The organism is Pseudomonas tensinigenes (assembly GCF_014268445.2).
GTDB lineage: Bacteria > Pseudomonadota > Gammaproteobacteria > Pseudomonadales > Pseudomonadaceae > Aquipseudomonas > Aquipseudomonas tensinigenes.
In genome coordinates, this window is record NZ_CP077089.1 from 2132582 (window position 1) to 2146781 (window position 14200).

Genomic DNA, 14200 nt, shown 5'->3' on the forward strand with positions numbered 1-14200 from the left:
CCTCAACGGAGAGCTCCCCATGACTGATTCCCCCGAGCGCGACGAACGCCATCTGGCGCGTATGCAGCGCAAAAAAGCCGTGATCGACGAACGCATCGCCAACTCGCCTGACGAGTGCGGCCTGGTACTGGTGCTGACCGGCAACGGCAAAGGCAAAAGCAGCTCGGCGTTCGGCATGCTTGCGCGCGCCATGGGCCACGGCATGCAGTGTGGCGTCGTGCAGTTCATCAAGGGGCGCAACAGCACCGGCGAAGAATTGTTTTTCCGCCGCTTCCCTGAGCAAGTGCGCTTTCATGTGATGGGCGAGGGCTTCACCTGGGAAACCCAGGATCGTCAGCGCGACATCGCCGCCGCCGAAGCCGCGTGGGCTGTGTCCCGCGAACTGCTGCGCGATCCGTCGATCGGTCTGGTGGTGCTCGACGAACTGAACATCGCTCTCAAGCACGGCTACCTCGATCTTGATCAGGTGCTCAGCGATTTGCAGGCGCGTCCGCCGATGCAGCATGTGATCGTCACCGGTCGCGCGGCCAAGCCGGAAATGATCGAAATGGGCGACACCGTGACTGAAATGGGCATGCTCAAACACGCCTTCCAGGCCGGCATCAAAGCGCAGAAAGGCGTCGAACTTTGAATCAACCACGTCACTGCCCGGCGGTGCTCATCGCCGCGCCGGCCTCCGGTCAGGGCAAGACCACCGTCACCGCCGCACTGGCCCGTTTGCATCGCAATCAGGGGCGCAAGGTGCGTGTGTTCAAATGCGGCCCGGATTTTCTTGATCCGATGATTCTCGAGCGCGCCAGCGGTGCGCCGGTGTATCAACTGGACATGTGGATGGTCGGCGAGCAGGAAAGTCGTCGGCTGTTGTGGGAAGCCGCCGCGGAGGCGGATCTGATTCTGATTGAAGGCGTGATGGGTCTGTTCGACGGCACGCCATCCAGCGCCGATCTGGCGCGGCACTTCGGTGTGCCGGTGCTTGGCGTGATTGATGGGACGGCGATGGCGCAGACCTTTGGTGCGTTGGCGCTGGGCCTGGCGAAGTACCAGCCGGATCTGCCGTTTGCCGGCGTGTTGGCCAACCGTGTCGGCACGTTGCGGCATGCGCAGTTGCTCGAAGGTAGCCTCACTGAAGGCCTGCGTTGGTACGGCGCGTTGTCCCGCGAGACCGGTATCGAACTGCCGAGTCGACACCTCGGTCTGGTCCAGGCCAGTGAACTGAATGATCTGGATGTGCGCCTCGACGCCGCCGCCGATGCATTGGCCAGCAGTTGTGAGGTAGCGCTGCCACCGGCCGTGGAGTTCGCCGCGCCTGATGTGATCGCCGTCGAGCCGCTGCTGAAAAATGTGCGCATTGCCGTCGCCCGTGATGAGGCGTTTGCCTTCACTTATGGCGCGAGTCTGGATCTGCTGCGTGCGATGGGCGCTGAGTTGAGTTTCTTCTCGCCGATTCGCGATACGCAATTGCCGGAGGCGGATAGCGTGTATTTGCCTGGTGGGTATCCGGAATTGCACCACGTTGTGTTATCGCAGAACACCGCGATGCTTGAGGCGATTCGTGCGCATCATGCGGCGGGGAAACCGTTGCTCGCTGAGTGTGGCGGGATGCTGTATCTGCTGGATTCTTTGACTGACGTTGAAGGCACTCGCGCTGAGTTGGTCGGGCTGCTGAAGGGCGACGCGGTGATGCAAAAACGTCTGGCTGCACTGGCGCTGCAAGCAGTGGATTTGCCGGAAGGATCGTTGCGTGGGCACACTTATCATCATTCGCTGACGACTACCGAACTGGCGCCGATTGCACGGGGTTTGAGCCCGAATGGTGGGCGTGGGGCCGAGGCGGTTTATCGTGAGGGGCGGATGACGGCTTCTTATGTGCACTTCTATTTCCCGTCGAATCCTGCGGCTGTCGCTGCACTGTTCGCGCCGGACTTTGAGGACGCTATCGCGAGCAGGCTCACTCCTACAGTGGGCGATGTCGTGCCTGACGAAATGCAATCCCCTGTGGGAGCGAGCCTGCTCGCGAAGAGGCCATGACCGACAACGCATTCTCCGAAGCCGAGCGCCAAGCCGTCTATAAAGCCATCGCCGAACGCCGCGACATGCGCCACTTCACCGGCGGCAGCGTTGAACCAGAACTGCTGCGCCGCCTGCTTGAAGCCGCCCACCAGGCCCCAAGCGTCGGCCTGATGCAGCCCTGGCGCTTCATTCGCATCAGCGACCGCAGCCTGCGCAATCAGATCCAGAACCTCGTCGAAGAAGAACGCGTCCGCACCGCAGAAGCCCTCGGCGAGCGCAGTGACGAGTTCATGAAACTCAAAGTCGAAGGCATCCATGACTGCGCCGAGGTGTTGGTTGCCGCATTGATGGACGATCGCGAAAAACACATCTTCGGTCGCCGCACGCTGCCGGAAATGGACATGGCCTCGCTGTCCTGCGCAATCCAGAATCTGTGGCTGGCCTCGCGCGCCGAAGGTCTGGGCATGGGTTGGGTTTCACTGTTCGAGCCTCAGGCACTGGCTGATCTTTTGAAGTTGCCCGAAGGCGCAAAACCTCTGGCGGTTTTATGTCTGGGCCCGGTCAAGGAATTCTATCCGGCGCCGATGCTGGTACTCGAAGGGTGGGCGCAGGCGCGTCCGCTCAATGAGTTGCTGTTTGAGAATTATTGGGGAGTGAGTCAATGAGTGTGGCGTTGTTGAGTGTCGCCGCAGTGGCGCTGGATGCGCTGTTGGGTGAACCGAAACGCTGGCATCCGCTGGTGGCGTTCGGCAATTTTGCCGGGCGCATCGAGCAACGTTTCAACGCCGGTGGCCGGGGCTGGCGCAGCCATGGCGTCACCGCGTGGGTGATTGCCGTGCTGCCGCTGACCTTGCTCGCCACGGCGTTTTCCTGGGCGCCTTACGTGGGCTGGGTCGTCGAGATTCTCGCGCTGTATTGCGCCCTCGGCATGCGCAGCCTCGGTGAACATGTCGCGCCGGTGGCTGCTGCTTTACGTGCGGATGATCTGGACGAGGCGCGCAAGCGTGTTGGCTACCTAGTCAGCCGCCAGACCGATGAACTCGACAGCACTGCCGTCGCTCGCGCTGCCACTGAGTCGGTGCTGGAAAACGGCAGTGATGCGGTGTTTGCCGCGCTGTTCTGGTTTGTCGTGGCGGGTGCGCCGGGCGTGGTTCTTTATCGCTTGAGCAATACGCTGGATGCGATGTGGGGCTATCGCAACGAACGCTTCGAACGTTTCGGTTGGGCGGCTGCGAAAATCGACGACGTGCTCAACTACATTCCTGCGCGTCTGGTGGCATTGACCTACGCGCTGCTGGGCGAAACCCGACTGGCGTTGAAGTGTTGGCGCACACAGGCGCCGAAGTGGGACAGCCCCAACGCAGGTCCCGTGATGGCGGCCGGCGCCGGTGCGCTGGGGGTGGAATTGGGTGGGCCGGCGATTTACCACGGTGAACTTCACGACCGTCCGCAGCTTGGCGAGGGCGCAGCGGCTGACGCAGATTCCATCGACCGTGGCTGGCAATTGGTCCAGCGCGGCGTATGGTTATGGCTGCTGATTCTCTGCGTGGGGGCTGAATTCTATGCTTGAGCACGGTGGCCGGCTGCGCAAGGCGGCACACGATTACGGCATTGCCGAGGCGGACTGGCTCGACCTGTCCAGCGGCCTCGCGCCGTGGCCGTTCCCGATCCCGGAAATTCCGCTGCGCGCCTGGGCGCGTTTGCCGGAAACCGACGACGGACTGGAGCAAGCCGCGTGCGATTACTACGGTGCCGCGCAAGTGCTGCCGGTGGCTGGTTCGCAGATGGCCATCCAGTTGCTGCCGCGCTTGCGCCGGGCCGGCAAGGTCGGTGTGTTGTCGCCGTGTTATGCCGAACACGCCGAAGCGTGGCGGCGCAGCGGTTACATCGTGCGCGAAGTGTTGGAGCAGGAAGTCGAGTTCTTTCTCGACAGCCTCGATGTGCTGGTGGTGGTCAATCCGAACAACCCGACCGGTCTGAGTCTGACCCCGGCACGCCTGCTCGACTGGCATGCGCGGCTCGCCCGGCGCGGTGGCTGGCTGGTGGTCGATGAAGCTTTCATGGATAACACGCCGCAACTGAGCCTGGCCCCGCATGCGCATCAAGTCGGGCTGATCGTGTTGCGTTCGTTCGGCAAATTTTTCGGTCTGGCCGGGGTGCGTCTGGGCTTTGTCCTGGCCGAGCGCAAGTTGCTCAAACTGCTCGCCGAACAGGTCGGGCCATGGGCGGTGAGCGGGCCGACGCGGGTGCTCGGGCAAGCGTGTCTGCAAGACACCGAAGGGCACACACGCCAACGGATTCGCAGTGATGAGGCCAGTGAACGGCTGGCAGCGCTGCTTGAGCGCTACGGCTTCAAGCCGCAGGGCGGCTGTGCGCTGTTCCAGTGGCTGATCACCGAGCATGCCGAAATGCTGCATGAATTCATGGCCCGTCGCGGCATCCTCCTGCGCATCTTTACCCATAACAGCAGTTTGCGTTTTGGCCTGCCCGCTGATGCGGCGCAAGAGACGCGTCTCGAACAAGCTCTGATAGCTTTCGCCAAGGACCACCCATGACCACCCTGATGGTGCAAGGCACCACCTCCGATGCCGGTAAAAGCACACTAGTGACGGCGTTATGCCGCTGGGCGACGCGTCAAGGCGTGGCGGTCGTACCGTTCAAACCGCAGAACATGGCGCTCAACAGCGCCGTGACTGCCGACGGCGGTGAGATCGGTCGCGCGCAGGCGGTGCAGGCGCAAGCGGCGTTTCTTGAACCGCACACCGATATGAATCCGGTGCTGCTCAAGCCCAACAGCGACACCGGCGCGCAAGTGATCATCCATGGTCGCGCCGTGACTTCGATGAATGCCGTGGCGTATCACGACTACAAAGCCATCGCGATGAAAGCGGTGCTTGCGTCCCACGAGCGGCTCAGCGCCGCTTATCCGCTGGTGATGGTCGAAGGCGCGGGCTCGCCGGCCGAGATCAATCTGCGCGCCGGCGACATCGCCAACATGGGCTTCGCCGAAGCGGTGGATTGCCCGGTTTTGCTGATTGCCGACATCAATCGCGGCGGGGTTTTCGCCCATCTGGTCGGCACCCTGGAGTTGCTCTCGCCCGGCGAACAGGCGCGAGTCAAAGGTTTCATCATCAATCGCTTCCGTGGCGACATCGCCTTGCTGCAACCGGGCCTTGACTGGCTGGAACAGCGTACCGGCAAACCGGTGGTGGGCGTGTTGCCCTACGTGATGGATCTGCATCTGGAAGCCGAGGACGGCATCGATCAGCGCCAGACCGACAAGGCCGAACAAGTGCTGAAAGTGGTGGTGCCGGTGTTGCCGCGCATCAGCAACCACACCGACTTCGATCCGTTGCGTCTGCATCCGCAGGTCGATCTGCAATTCGTTGGCCCGGGGCAGGCGATTCCCGCGGCTGACTTGATCATCCTGCCGGGCTCGAAAAGCGTGCGCAGTGATCTGGCTTATCTGCGTGCCAATGGCTGGGATACGGCGATCTCTCGGCACTTGCGTTACGGCGGCAAAGTGCTGGGGATCTGCGGCGGTCTGCAGATGCTCGGCGAGCAGGTGCATGACCCGCTCGGACTTGAAGGTGCGCCGGGCACGAGTGCCGGTTTGGGCTTGCTGGCGTTCGAAACCACACTTGAGGCCGAGAAGCAGTTGCGCAATGTGCGTGGACGGCTGGCGCTGGAAGATGCCGAAGTCAGCGGCTATGAAATTCATGCCGGCGTGACCAGCGGACCGGCGCTGGAGAATGCGGCGGTGCATCTGGATGACGGTCGTTGCGACGGTGCACAGAGTGTTGATGGGCAGGTGTTCGGCACGTATCTGCATGGCCTGTTCGAATCGCCGGCGGCGAGTGCGGCGTTGCTGCGCTGGGCCGGTTTGAGCGATGTGCAGGCGGTGGATTACCACGGCTTGCGCGAGCGCGATATCGAGCGGTTGGCGGATCTGGTGGAGAAGCATCTGGATACCGAGCTGTTGCGCCGGCTCTGTGGGATTTGAGTTGCCTGTGCTGGCCTCTTCGCGAGCAGGCTCGCTCCCACAGTGAATGCGGTTAGCCATAAACTCATAACCCTGTGGGAGCGAGCCTGCTCGCGAAAGCGGCGATTGCCTCACTTGAATTTTCCTGGATAAAACCATGCTCCAACTGATCCTCGGCGGCGCCCGCTCCGGCAAAAGCCGCCTGGCAGAAAAACTCGCCAGCGACAGCAACCTCTCGGTCACCTACATTGCCACCAGCCAACCCCTCGATGGCGAGATGAGCGACCGCGTCGCCCATCACCGCGCGCGCCGTCCCGCTGAGTGGGCACTCATCGAAGAACCCTTGGAACTGGCCCGCGTCCTGCGCGAAAGCGCCAGCGCCGAGCGTTGCCTGCTGGTCGATTGCCTGACCCTGTGGCTGACCAATCTGCTGATGCTCGATGACGCCGAACGTCTCGCCGCCGAGCGCGAAGCCTTGCTCGAATGCCTGGCGTCTTTGCCGGGTGAAATCATTTTTGTCAGCAACGAGACCGGAATGGGTGTCGTGCCGCTGGGCGAATTGACTCGCCGCTACGTCGATGAAGCCGGTTGGCTACATCAAGCTCTGGCCGAGCGCTGTCAGCGTGTTGTCCTGACCGTCGCCGGCCTGCCCCTGACTCTGAAAGGACCTGCGTTATGACTCAAACCTGGTGGCTGAACCCGTGCAAAGCGGTCGATCTCAACGTCGTTGAACAAGCGGCGGCGCGGCAACAGCAACTGACCAAACCCGCCGGTTCCCTCGGTCGTCTCGAATCGGTGGCAGTGCAACTGGCCGGCCTGCAAGGTCAGGTCAAACCGACGCTGGCGCAGGTCTGGATCGCGATTTTTGCCGGTGATCATGGCGTGGTCGCAGAAGGGGTTTCGGCATTCCCGCAGGAAGTCACCGGGCAGATGCTGCTCAACTTCGTCAGTGGCGGCGCGGCGATCAGCGTGCTGGCGCGGCAGCTTGGCGCGCAGCTGGAAGTGGTCGATCTGGGCACGGTGAATCCCTCGCTGAACCTGCCGGGTGTGCGCCACTTGAACATCGGCGCGGGTACGGCGAACTTCGTGCTGGGCGCGGCGATGACTCAGGCCCAGGGCGAACGGGCATTGCAGGCCGGTCGCGACAGTCTGTTGCGGGCGAAAGCGGCGGGTGCGCAGTTGTTCATCGGTGGCGAAATGGGCATTGGCAACACCACGGCGGCGAGTGCCTTGGCTTGTGCCTTGCTCGATTGCCCGGTGGCGCATCTGACCGGCCCCGGCACCGGGCTGAATGCCGAAGGTGTCAGTCACAAGGCGCAAGTGATCGAGCGCGCGCTGGCATTGCACGCCGCACAGCGTGGCGATGTGTTGCAGACCCTGTTCAATCTGGGTGGTTTTGAAATCGCCGCGTTGGTCGGCGCGTATCTGGCCGCGGCTCAAGAAGGTGTGGCGGTGCTGGTTGACGGCTTTATCTGCACGGTCGCTGCGTTGGTCGCGGTGCGTTTGAGTCCGGCCTGTCGCGAGTGGTTGCTGTTCGGTCATCGTGGCGCGGAGCCGGGCCATCGTCATGTGCTGGAAACGCTGAAGGCCGAGCCGTTGCTGGAACTCGGCCTGCGTCTGGGCGAGGGCAGTGGCGCGGCGCTGGCGGTACCATTGTTGCGTCTGGCCTGTGATCTGCACGGGCAGATGGCGACATTCGCCGAAGCAGCAGTGGCGGATCGTCCGGCATGACCTTGCATCTGGATCTGCTGCGCCATGGTGAAACTGAACTGGGCGGTGGTCTGCGTGGCAGTCTCGACGATGCGCTGACCGAAAAGGGCTGGGCGCAGATGCGTGTGGCGGTGGTCGAGGGCGGGCCGTGGGATCGGATCATCAGTTCGCCGTTGCAACGTTGTGCGCGGTTTGCCGCAGAGTTGGGTGAGCAACTGAACCTGTCAGTGCATCTGGACAAGGATCTGCAGGAACTGCATTTCGGCACATGGGAAGGGCAGAGTGCGGCGGCGTTGATGGAGACGGATGCCGAAGCGTTGGGGCTGTTCTGGGCCGATCCGTATTCGTTCACGCCGCCGCAGGGTGAACCGGTCAGCGAGTTCGCGGCTCGGGTGCTGGCGGCCGTTGCGCGCCTGCAAAGTGCTTACGCCGGTGAGCGGGTTCTGCTGATCAGTCACGGCGGGGTAATGCGCCTGTTGCTGGCGCAAGCGCGGGGGTTGCCGCGCGAACAACTGCTCAATGTCGAAGTCGCTCACGGCGCGTTGTTTGCGCTGACGGTTCAAGCGGATGGTTCGCTCAAGGAAGGTCGCTGACATGTTGCCGCTGTGGATCGCCCTGCAATTTCTCAGCAGCCTGCCGATTCGTTTGCCGGGGATGCCCGAGCCGGAGCAACTTGGGCGGTCGTTGCTGTTTTATCCGCTGGTGGGATTGCTGTTCGGCGTGATCCTGTGGGCACTGAATCTCGCCTTGAGCGGCGCGCCGTTGTTGCTGCATGCGGCGTTGTTGCTGACGGTGTGGGTGTTGCTCAGCGGCGCACTGCACCTGGATGGTCTGGCCGATACCGCCGATGCCTGGCTCGGCGGTTTTGGTGATCGCGAGCGTACGCTGACGATCATGAAAGACCCGCGCAGCGGGCCGATTGCGGTCGTGACGCTGGTGTTGGTGTTGTTGCTCAAATTTGCTGCGTTGTTGGCGTTGATCGAGCAGCAGCAAGGTCTTGCATTGGTGATCGTACCGTTGCTTGGGCGGGCGGCGTTGCTCGGGTTGTTTCTGACTACACCGTATGTGCGTGCGGGTGGGTTGGGACAGGCGTTGGCTGATCATTTGCCGCGCAAGGCCGGGTGGTGGGTGCTTGGCTTCAGTGCGCTGGCTTGCGTGGTGATTGCCGGGTTCAGTGCCGTCGTTGCGCTGGTGATTGCTGTCGGTGTGTTTGTCTGGCTGCGGCAGGTGATGATGCGGCGGTTGGGCGGGACGACCGGTGATACAGCGGGGGCGTTGCTGGAATTGCTGGAGATGGTGGTGCTGGCTGGATTGGTTTTGGTCTGACAGTTTTGGATTGTCTGTGCAGGCCTCTTCGCGAGCAGGCTCGCTCCCACAGGGGAGCGCATTGCAAATGTGGGAGCGAGCCTGCTCGCGAAAGCGGTGTGTCAGACACCAAAAATGATATGGGTAAACTCATCTGTAACTTGATTTAACATAGTCGCGGGTATATACACGCATCATGCTTCCTTCTCAGTGTTTGTGCACCAACCTGCGTCGCGCCGCTCGTGGCGTCAGCAGGCATTACGACGGCGCTCTCGACGGCTTCGGGATCAACGTTGCCCAGTATTCTTTGCTGTGCAACCTGCAGCGTCTGGATCAACCGAGTATTTCCGAGCTGGCCGAAGCCATGGGCCTGGACCGCAGCACCCTCGGGCGCAATTTACGGGTGCTGGAAGGTGAGGGGCTGGTGGCATTGGCCGAGGGCGAGGACATGCGTAACCGCATCGTCAAACTCACCGAGACCGGCGTGCAACGCCTGGCAGCAGCACTGCCGGCCTGGGAAGCGGCGCAGCAGCGGTTGATCGATCGACTGGGTGCCGAGAAGCGTGAAACCTTGCTCAGATTGCTGGATGAACTGGCCTGAGGCCGGTTTTTTCCAAACTCAAGCGGGTATATACCCGCAAGCGGAGAATAATAATGACATCGATGTGGCGTACGTGCGGTTGGGTTTTGGTCGGAAGTGCGCTGATTTTGGCGTTGTCATTGGGCGTGCGGCACGGTTTTGGCCTGTTTCTGTCACCGATGAGCGCGCAGTTCGGCTGGGGGCGAGAGGTGTTTGCCTTCGCCATTGCCTTGCAGAACCTGATCTGGGGCCTGGCGCAGCCGTTTACCGGTGCGCTGGCCGACCGTTTCGGTGCGGCAAAAGTGGTGCTTATCGGTGGGGTGCTTTACGCGGCGGGTCTGGTGTGCATGGGCCTGTCCGACTCGGCGGTGACGCTGTCACTGAGTGCCGGTCTGCTGATCGGTATTGGCCTTTCGGGCACTTCGTTCTCGGTCATTCTTGGTGTCGTGGGTCGTGCTGTGCCGCCAGAGAAGCGCAGCATGGGCATGGGCATTGCCAGCGCCGCCGGTTCGTTCGGCCAGTTCGCCATGTTACCGGGCACCCTCGGATTGATCGGCTGGCTCGGCTGGTCGGCCGCGCTGTTGGTGCTGGGCCTGCTGGTGGCGTTGATCGTGCCGCTGGTGAGCATGCTCAAGGATAAGCCGCTGCCGGTGCTCGGCCATGAACAAACCTTATCCGAGGCACTGCGCGAAGCCTGTTCGCATTCGGGTTTCTGGTTGTTGGCATTCGGCTTTTTTGTCTGCGGTTTTCAGGTGGTGTTCATCGGTGTGCACCTGCCTGCGTATCTGGTCGATCAGCATCTGCCCGCCAGTGTCGGCACCACGGTGCTGGCGTTGATCGGCCTGTTCAATATCTTCGGCACCTACACCGCCGGTTGGCTCGGCGGGCGTATGTCCAAACCGCGTCTGCTGACAGCGTTGTACCTGTTGCGCGCGGTGGTGATTGTGCTGTTTCTGTGGCTGCCGGTGACGACCACGTCGGCCTACCTGTTTGGCATGGCGATGGGTTTCCTGTGGCTGTCGACGGTGCCGTTGACCAACGGTACGGTGGCGACCTTGTTCGGGGTGCGAAATCTGTCCATGCTCGGCGGCATCGTGTTCCTGTTCCACCAGTTGGGTTCGTTCCTGGGTGGCTGGCTGGGCGGGGTGGTGTATGACCGAACCGGGAGTTATGACTTGATCTGGCAAGTTGCTGTTCTTTTGAGTCTGCTGGCGGCCGCGCTGAACTGGCCGGTACGCGAGCGTCCGGTCGCACGCCTGCAAGCCGCGGCGAGTGGCGCATGAGTCGATTCTGGCCACGATTGGTCATCGCTGCACTCGGCGCCGCTGTGCTGGCGCTGGTGTGGTGGGGCTGGCATCAGGGCGGTCTGGCGCTGATGCAGTTGGGCATGAGCATTTGCTAGAAGCGGGGATGACGAGTAACGTCGAATTCTGAACGAATGCTCAAGGATGCTCGACATGCTGATGCGCTGGTGTGCTGTTCCCGCGTTGCTGATGGCGTTGACTGGTCTGGCCCAGGCCGCCGACTGTCCCGAATTGCTGCAAGGCTCGCTGCCCAAACTGCGAGCCAAGGAATCCATCGATCTGTGCAAGCAGTACGCCGACAAACCGTTGGTGGTGGTCAACACCGCAAGCTTCTGCGGTTTCGCGCCGCAGTTCGAAGGCCTTGAGGCGCTGCATAAGCGCTACGAAGGGCAAGGGCTGGAAATGCTCGGCGTGCCTTCCAATGACTTCAAGCAGGAGTCCAAGGACAGCGCCGAGACCGCCAAGGTCTGTTACGCCAATTACGGCGTGACGTTCGCCATGACCGAGCCGCAGAAGGTTCGTGGTGATGATGCTGCGCATCTGTTCCAGGTGCTGGCCGCACAGAGCAGCGCACCGAAGTGGAATTTCTACAAGTATGTGGTCGATCGCCAGGGCAAGGTGATCGCCAATTTCTCCAGCCTGACCAAGCCTGATGATCCGGAATTTATTGCCGCGATCGAAAAGGCTATCGCCTCGAAACCCTTGAAGCCCTGACCTGTAGGAGCTGCGGCACGCTGCGATCTTTTGATTTTAAAAAAACAGATCAAAAGATCGCAGCCTCGTTGCACTCGACAGCTCCTACAGGTCGCACAAATTTCAGGCATTAAAAAGCCCCGCCTCTGCAAAGAGAGCGGGGCTTTTTGTGGGCGAGGGGTTAGCCTCGCCACACACCATCAGAAGCGGTAAGTCGCGCCGACACCGAAACCGTTTGCCGAGTTTTCATACTTGGCGTCGTAGCTCTGGCCACGGTTGTTTTCGTTGCGGATCTTCACTGACTCTTCTTTCAGGTACGAGTAAGCGACGTCGATGGTCAGGTCGTCGGTCGGGCTCCAGCCGGCACCGATACTGAAGATGGTGCGGTCGCCAGTCGGAATGCGTGGCGAACGGTCTTCGTTATTGGTCGGCGACTGGTCGAAGGTCAGACCGGTACGCAGTACCCATTCCTTGTTCAGCTGGTACGAAGTACCCACGGCGTAGGCCCAGGAGTCGTGCCAGTTCTGGTCTTCGTTGATCGAACCGAACTGGCCGGCCAGCAGCGGCTGCACACCGGAGTTTTTCACGGTGATTTTTTCCAGCTGGCTCCAACGGGTCCAGGTGGTACCGGCATACACGTTCCAGCGATCGTTGATCGCCTGGGTAACCGAGAGGTCGACCGATTCGGGTGTGGTGATCTTCAGCGAAGCGTCGTACTTCTGGCTGGCGCCCAGACCGACTGCGGCCAGTGCGCCGTAGTTGACCTTGGTGTTGCCTTCGAGCTTGTAGTCGACTTTCGAGTGATAGGTCAGGCCCACGCGAGTGGTGTCGGTGGCTTGTACCAGCAGGCCGACGTTGTAGCCCAGGGCGGTGTCGTCACCCTTGATCTTGACCTTGCCGTCCGGCAGGGCTTGAGTGATCGACAGGTTGGATTCCAGCGCGCCGTCAATGCGGTTGATGGTCGGGCCGAAACCGATCGACACCTTGTCGTTGAAGGCGTAGCTGATGGTCGGTTGGAAAGTGATGACTTGCACTTCGGACTTGCTGCCGAAGTAACGGCCGGCAAAACCGTTTTCATAATCAGTGATCAGGCCGAACGGCACATAAACACCGAGGCCGAATGCCCAATGCTCATCGATCGGTTTGACGTAGAAGCCCATAGGTACAGCGGTGAAGGGCACCATGTCGCCTTTGTTGCTGCCGCCGTTAGGGCTGGAGCTGGCATTGCTGATATCGGTATGAGCATCGACAACGGCTACACCACCGGTAACTTGTTCACGCTTGATGCGCGACATGCCGGCAGGGTTGCCATAAACAGTACTTGCGTCGTCAGCAGAAGAAGATCGCCCGGCAAAACCAGTCCCCATCCCACTGATGCTTTGTTCGTTGAGGGCAAAGCCGGCCGCGAAAATTTGAGTGGAGGCAAGGGTAACGGCGAGGCTAAGGGTGGTTTTGAGCATGACTTTTTTCATTATTAGAACTCCTGATGATCACCGGGGCGAAAATTACCAACATTTTCGTCCCAGCGCTATAGTCCGTATGCCTTGAGTTAGAGCGGTTTTGTAGGACAATCCGACCAAAATCGCGACCTGTTGTGCGATCTTCTGAAACCGGTCGGTCAGCAGGCGACCTGATTCACCGTTGAAACACAGGTGTGCCAGGCGTAAGTGAAGTCGCGCAGGCGACCTTGGGGTTGAAAGGTCTGACGCCAGATACGCGCCATTCCCAGCAAGTCATTCGAATCGGGGAGTGTGGGGTTTTGCTCTTCCACAAGGAGCCAGGCAATAGCCGTGGCGTAACGCAGATTCACCGTCAGTTCCAGATGCGGGCCAGTCAGGAAAGCATGCTGGCTGGCGAGGCCGCGAACCAGGCTGGCGCGTTCCGGATCGAGTGCCAGGTAATCATCCCAAAGGGCTTGATGGCGGTGCTCGGCGATGCGGTAAAGCCCGTGGCCGCGGCGGTCATGCAGGGCTGAACCCAGGGCTGACTGGCTGGCGGCGATGCCGAGCAGCAGAGATTCGGCAGTCGCGCTGTGACGTCCCAGGTAGATCAGCGTGGGACGGATCACGTAGCGGCACAGTTCGCTGGCAGCGATACCCATAAAACCCTCGGTTCTTGTTATTGATGGCGAGTCCTGAAGGGGGGGGCTTGGCAGCAGTGGATCGGTTCAGGCTCGCCGCAAGCGGATCACGCCGCTTGAGTTGAAGTGTAGTGTCATATTCGCGACGTAAAGGCCTGTTTTTAAAATATTTCCGGCTTCGAGTTATAACCGTTATATCCGTTGGTACTTAAGCGCCAACGGCTAAAAGTGAAACATCAGGCAATAAAAAGCCCCGCATTTTGTGCGGGGCTTTTGCTTTTGCAGCCTTTTCGGCTCTCAGGCAATCAATGCCTGACGGGTACGGTCGATCACGGCCTGCAGCGGTTCGGCGCTGGAGTACTGATCGGGGTACAGACGCTCGCTGTGGCGGGCGATACCGTGTTCGTTGACCAGTGTGAAGCTGAAGCAGCCTTTGCGAGCGGCCATGATCAGGCAGTTCATTGGTGCAAAAGCGTTGGTTAGGGTGCGAATGGCATCCTGAGTATGGATTTGAGTAGACATAGTTATTAGGTGTT

17 protein-coding genes are annotated in these 14200 nt (G+C 60.9%); 14 read left to right on the forward strand and 3 right to left on the reverse strand.

The features are described 5' to 3' along the window. Positions 1-19 precede the first annotated feature (19 nt). The 14 genes from cobO to HU718_RS09495 all read left to right on the forward strand — a co-directional run bounded on the left by cobO (position 20) and on the right by HU718_RS09495 (position 11605). Positions 20-631 carry a cob(I)yrinic acid a,c-diamide adenosyltransferase gene (gene cobO, locus HU718_RS09435; RefSeq protein WP_003223053.1) on the forward strand — a complete coding sequence of 204 codons (612 nt, stop codon included), beginning with the start codon at positions 20-22 and terminating at the stop codon, positions 629-631. Then, positions 628-2028, forward strand: a complete 1401-nt coding sequence (locus HU718_RS09440; RefSeq protein WP_186616485.1) for a cobyrinic acid a,c-diamide synthase CobB — start codon at positions 628-630, stop codon at positions 2026-2028. The genes cobO and HU718_RS09440 overlap by 4 nt, the downstream gene beginning before the upstream one ends. Then, complete coding sequence (gene bluB / locus HU718_RS09445; RefSeq protein WP_186616486.1) at positions 2025-2675, forward strand: 5,6-dimethylbenzimidazole synthase; 651 nt, start codon at positions 2025-2027, stop codon at positions 2673-2675. Before HU718_RS09440 ends, bluB begins: the two co-directional genes overlap by 4 nt. Then, a complete protein-coding gene (gene cbiB, locus HU718_RS09450) occupies positions 2672-3580 on the forward strand; it encodes an adenosylcobinamide-phosphate synthase CbiB (RefSeq protein ID WP_186616487.1) in 909 nt (302 codons plus the stop codon). Before bluB ends, cbiB begins: the two co-directional genes overlap by 4 nt. Beyond that, positions 3573-4565 carry a threonine-phosphate decarboxylase CobD gene (cobD, locus tag HU718_RS09455; protein ID WP_102900824.1) on the forward strand — a complete coding sequence of 331 codons (993 nt, stop codon included), beginning with the start codon at positions 3573-3575 and terminating at the stop codon, positions 4563-4565. Before cbiB ends, cobD begins: the two co-directional genes overlap by 8 nt. Beyond that, complete coding sequence (locus HU718_RS09460) at positions 4562-6013, forward strand: cobyric acid synthase (RefSeq protein WP_150707814.1); 1452 nt, start codon at positions 4562-4564, stop codon at positions 6011-6013. Before cobD ends, HU718_RS09460 begins: the two co-directional genes overlap by 4 nt. A gap of 136 nt (positions 6014-6149) precedes the next feature. Continuing rightward, the gene (gene cobU, locus HU718_RS09465) at positions 6150-6671 is read left to right on the forward strand and encodes a bifunctional adenosylcobinamide kinase/adenosylcobinamide-phosphate guanylyltransferase (RefSeq protein WP_064390933.1); all 522 of its coding nucleotides are present in this window, start codon (positions 6150-6152) and stop codon (positions 6669-6671) included. Further along, positions 6668-7723: a nicotinate-nucleotide--dimethylbenzimidazole phosphoribosyltransferase gene (gene cobT / locus HU718_RS09470; RefSeq protein WP_186616488.1), complete on the forward strand. Its 1056-nt coding sequence runs from the start codon at positions 6668-6670 to the stop codon at positions 7721-7723. The genes cobU and cobT overlap by 4 nt, the downstream gene beginning before the upstream one ends. Further along, entirely contained in the window at positions 7720-8295 is a 576-nt protein-coding gene (gene cobC / locus HU718_RS09475; RefSeq protein WP_186616489.1) for an alpha-ribazole phosphatase family protein, read from the forward strand. Before cobT ends, cobC begins: the two co-directional genes overlap by 4 nt. A gap of 1 nt (position 8296) precedes the next feature. Next, positions 8297-9028 carry an adenosylcobinamide-GDP ribazoletransferase gene (locus tag HU718_RS09480; RefSeq protein WP_186616490.1) on the forward strand — a complete coding sequence of 244 codons (732 nt, stop codon included), beginning with the start codon at positions 8297-8299 and terminating at the stop codon, positions 9026-9028. A 175-nt stretch (positions 9029-9203) separates the two neighbouring features. Beyond that, positions 9204-9608 carry a MarR family winged helix-turn-helix transcriptional regulator gene (locus tag HU718_RS09485; protein WP_007919794.1) on the forward strand — a complete coding sequence of 135 codons (405 nt, stop codon included), beginning with the start codon at positions 9204-9206 and terminating at the stop codon, positions 9606-9608. 53 nt (positions 9609-9661) lie between these two features. Continuing rightward, positions 9662-10870 carry an MFS transporter gene (locus HU718_RS09490; protein ID WP_186616491.1) on the forward strand — a complete coding sequence of 403 codons (1209 nt, stop codon included), beginning with the start codon at positions 9662-9664 and terminating at the stop codon, positions 10868-10870. Further along, positions 10867-10989 (forward strand): hypothetical protein, encoded by a 123-nt coding sequence (locus HU718_RS29810; protein WP_263596898.1) that lies wholly within the window; start codon positions 10867-10869, stop codon positions 10987-10989. Before HU718_RS09490 ends, HU718_RS29810 begins: the two co-directional genes overlap by 4 nt. A gap of 55 nt (positions 10990-11044) precedes the next feature. Beyond that, the gene (locus HU718_RS09495) at positions 11045-11605 is read left to right on the forward strand and encodes a glutathione peroxidase (RefSeq protein ID WP_095119966.1); all 561 of its coding nucleotides are present in this window, start codon (positions 11045-11047) and stop codon (positions 11603-11605) included. A gap of 179 nt (positions 11606-11784) precedes the next feature. Here HU718_RS09495 and HU718_RS09500 read toward each other — a convergent pair whose 3' ends face one another. From HU718_RS09500 to HU718_RS09510, 3 genes are all read right to left on the reverse strand, one after another. Beyond that, positions 11785-13056, reverse strand: a complete 1272-nt coding sequence (locus tag HU718_RS09500; RefSeq protein WP_102900832.1) for an OmpP1/FadL family transporter — start codon at positions 13054-13056, stop codon at positions 11785-11787. A 146-nt stretch (positions 13057-13202) separates the two neighbouring features. After that, complete coding sequence (locus HU718_RS09505) at positions 13203-13685, reverse strand: hypothetical protein (protein ID WP_095114106.1); 483 nt, start codon at positions 13683-13685, stop codon at positions 13203-13205. Between the two features lie 276 nt (positions 13686-13961). Beyond that, positions 13962-14186: a hypothetical protein gene (locus tag HU718_RS09510; RefSeq protein WP_034156218.1), complete on the reverse strand. Its 225-nt coding sequence runs from the start codon at positions 14184-14186 to the stop codon at positions 13962-13964. Positions 14187-14200: the final 14 nt, after the last annotated feature.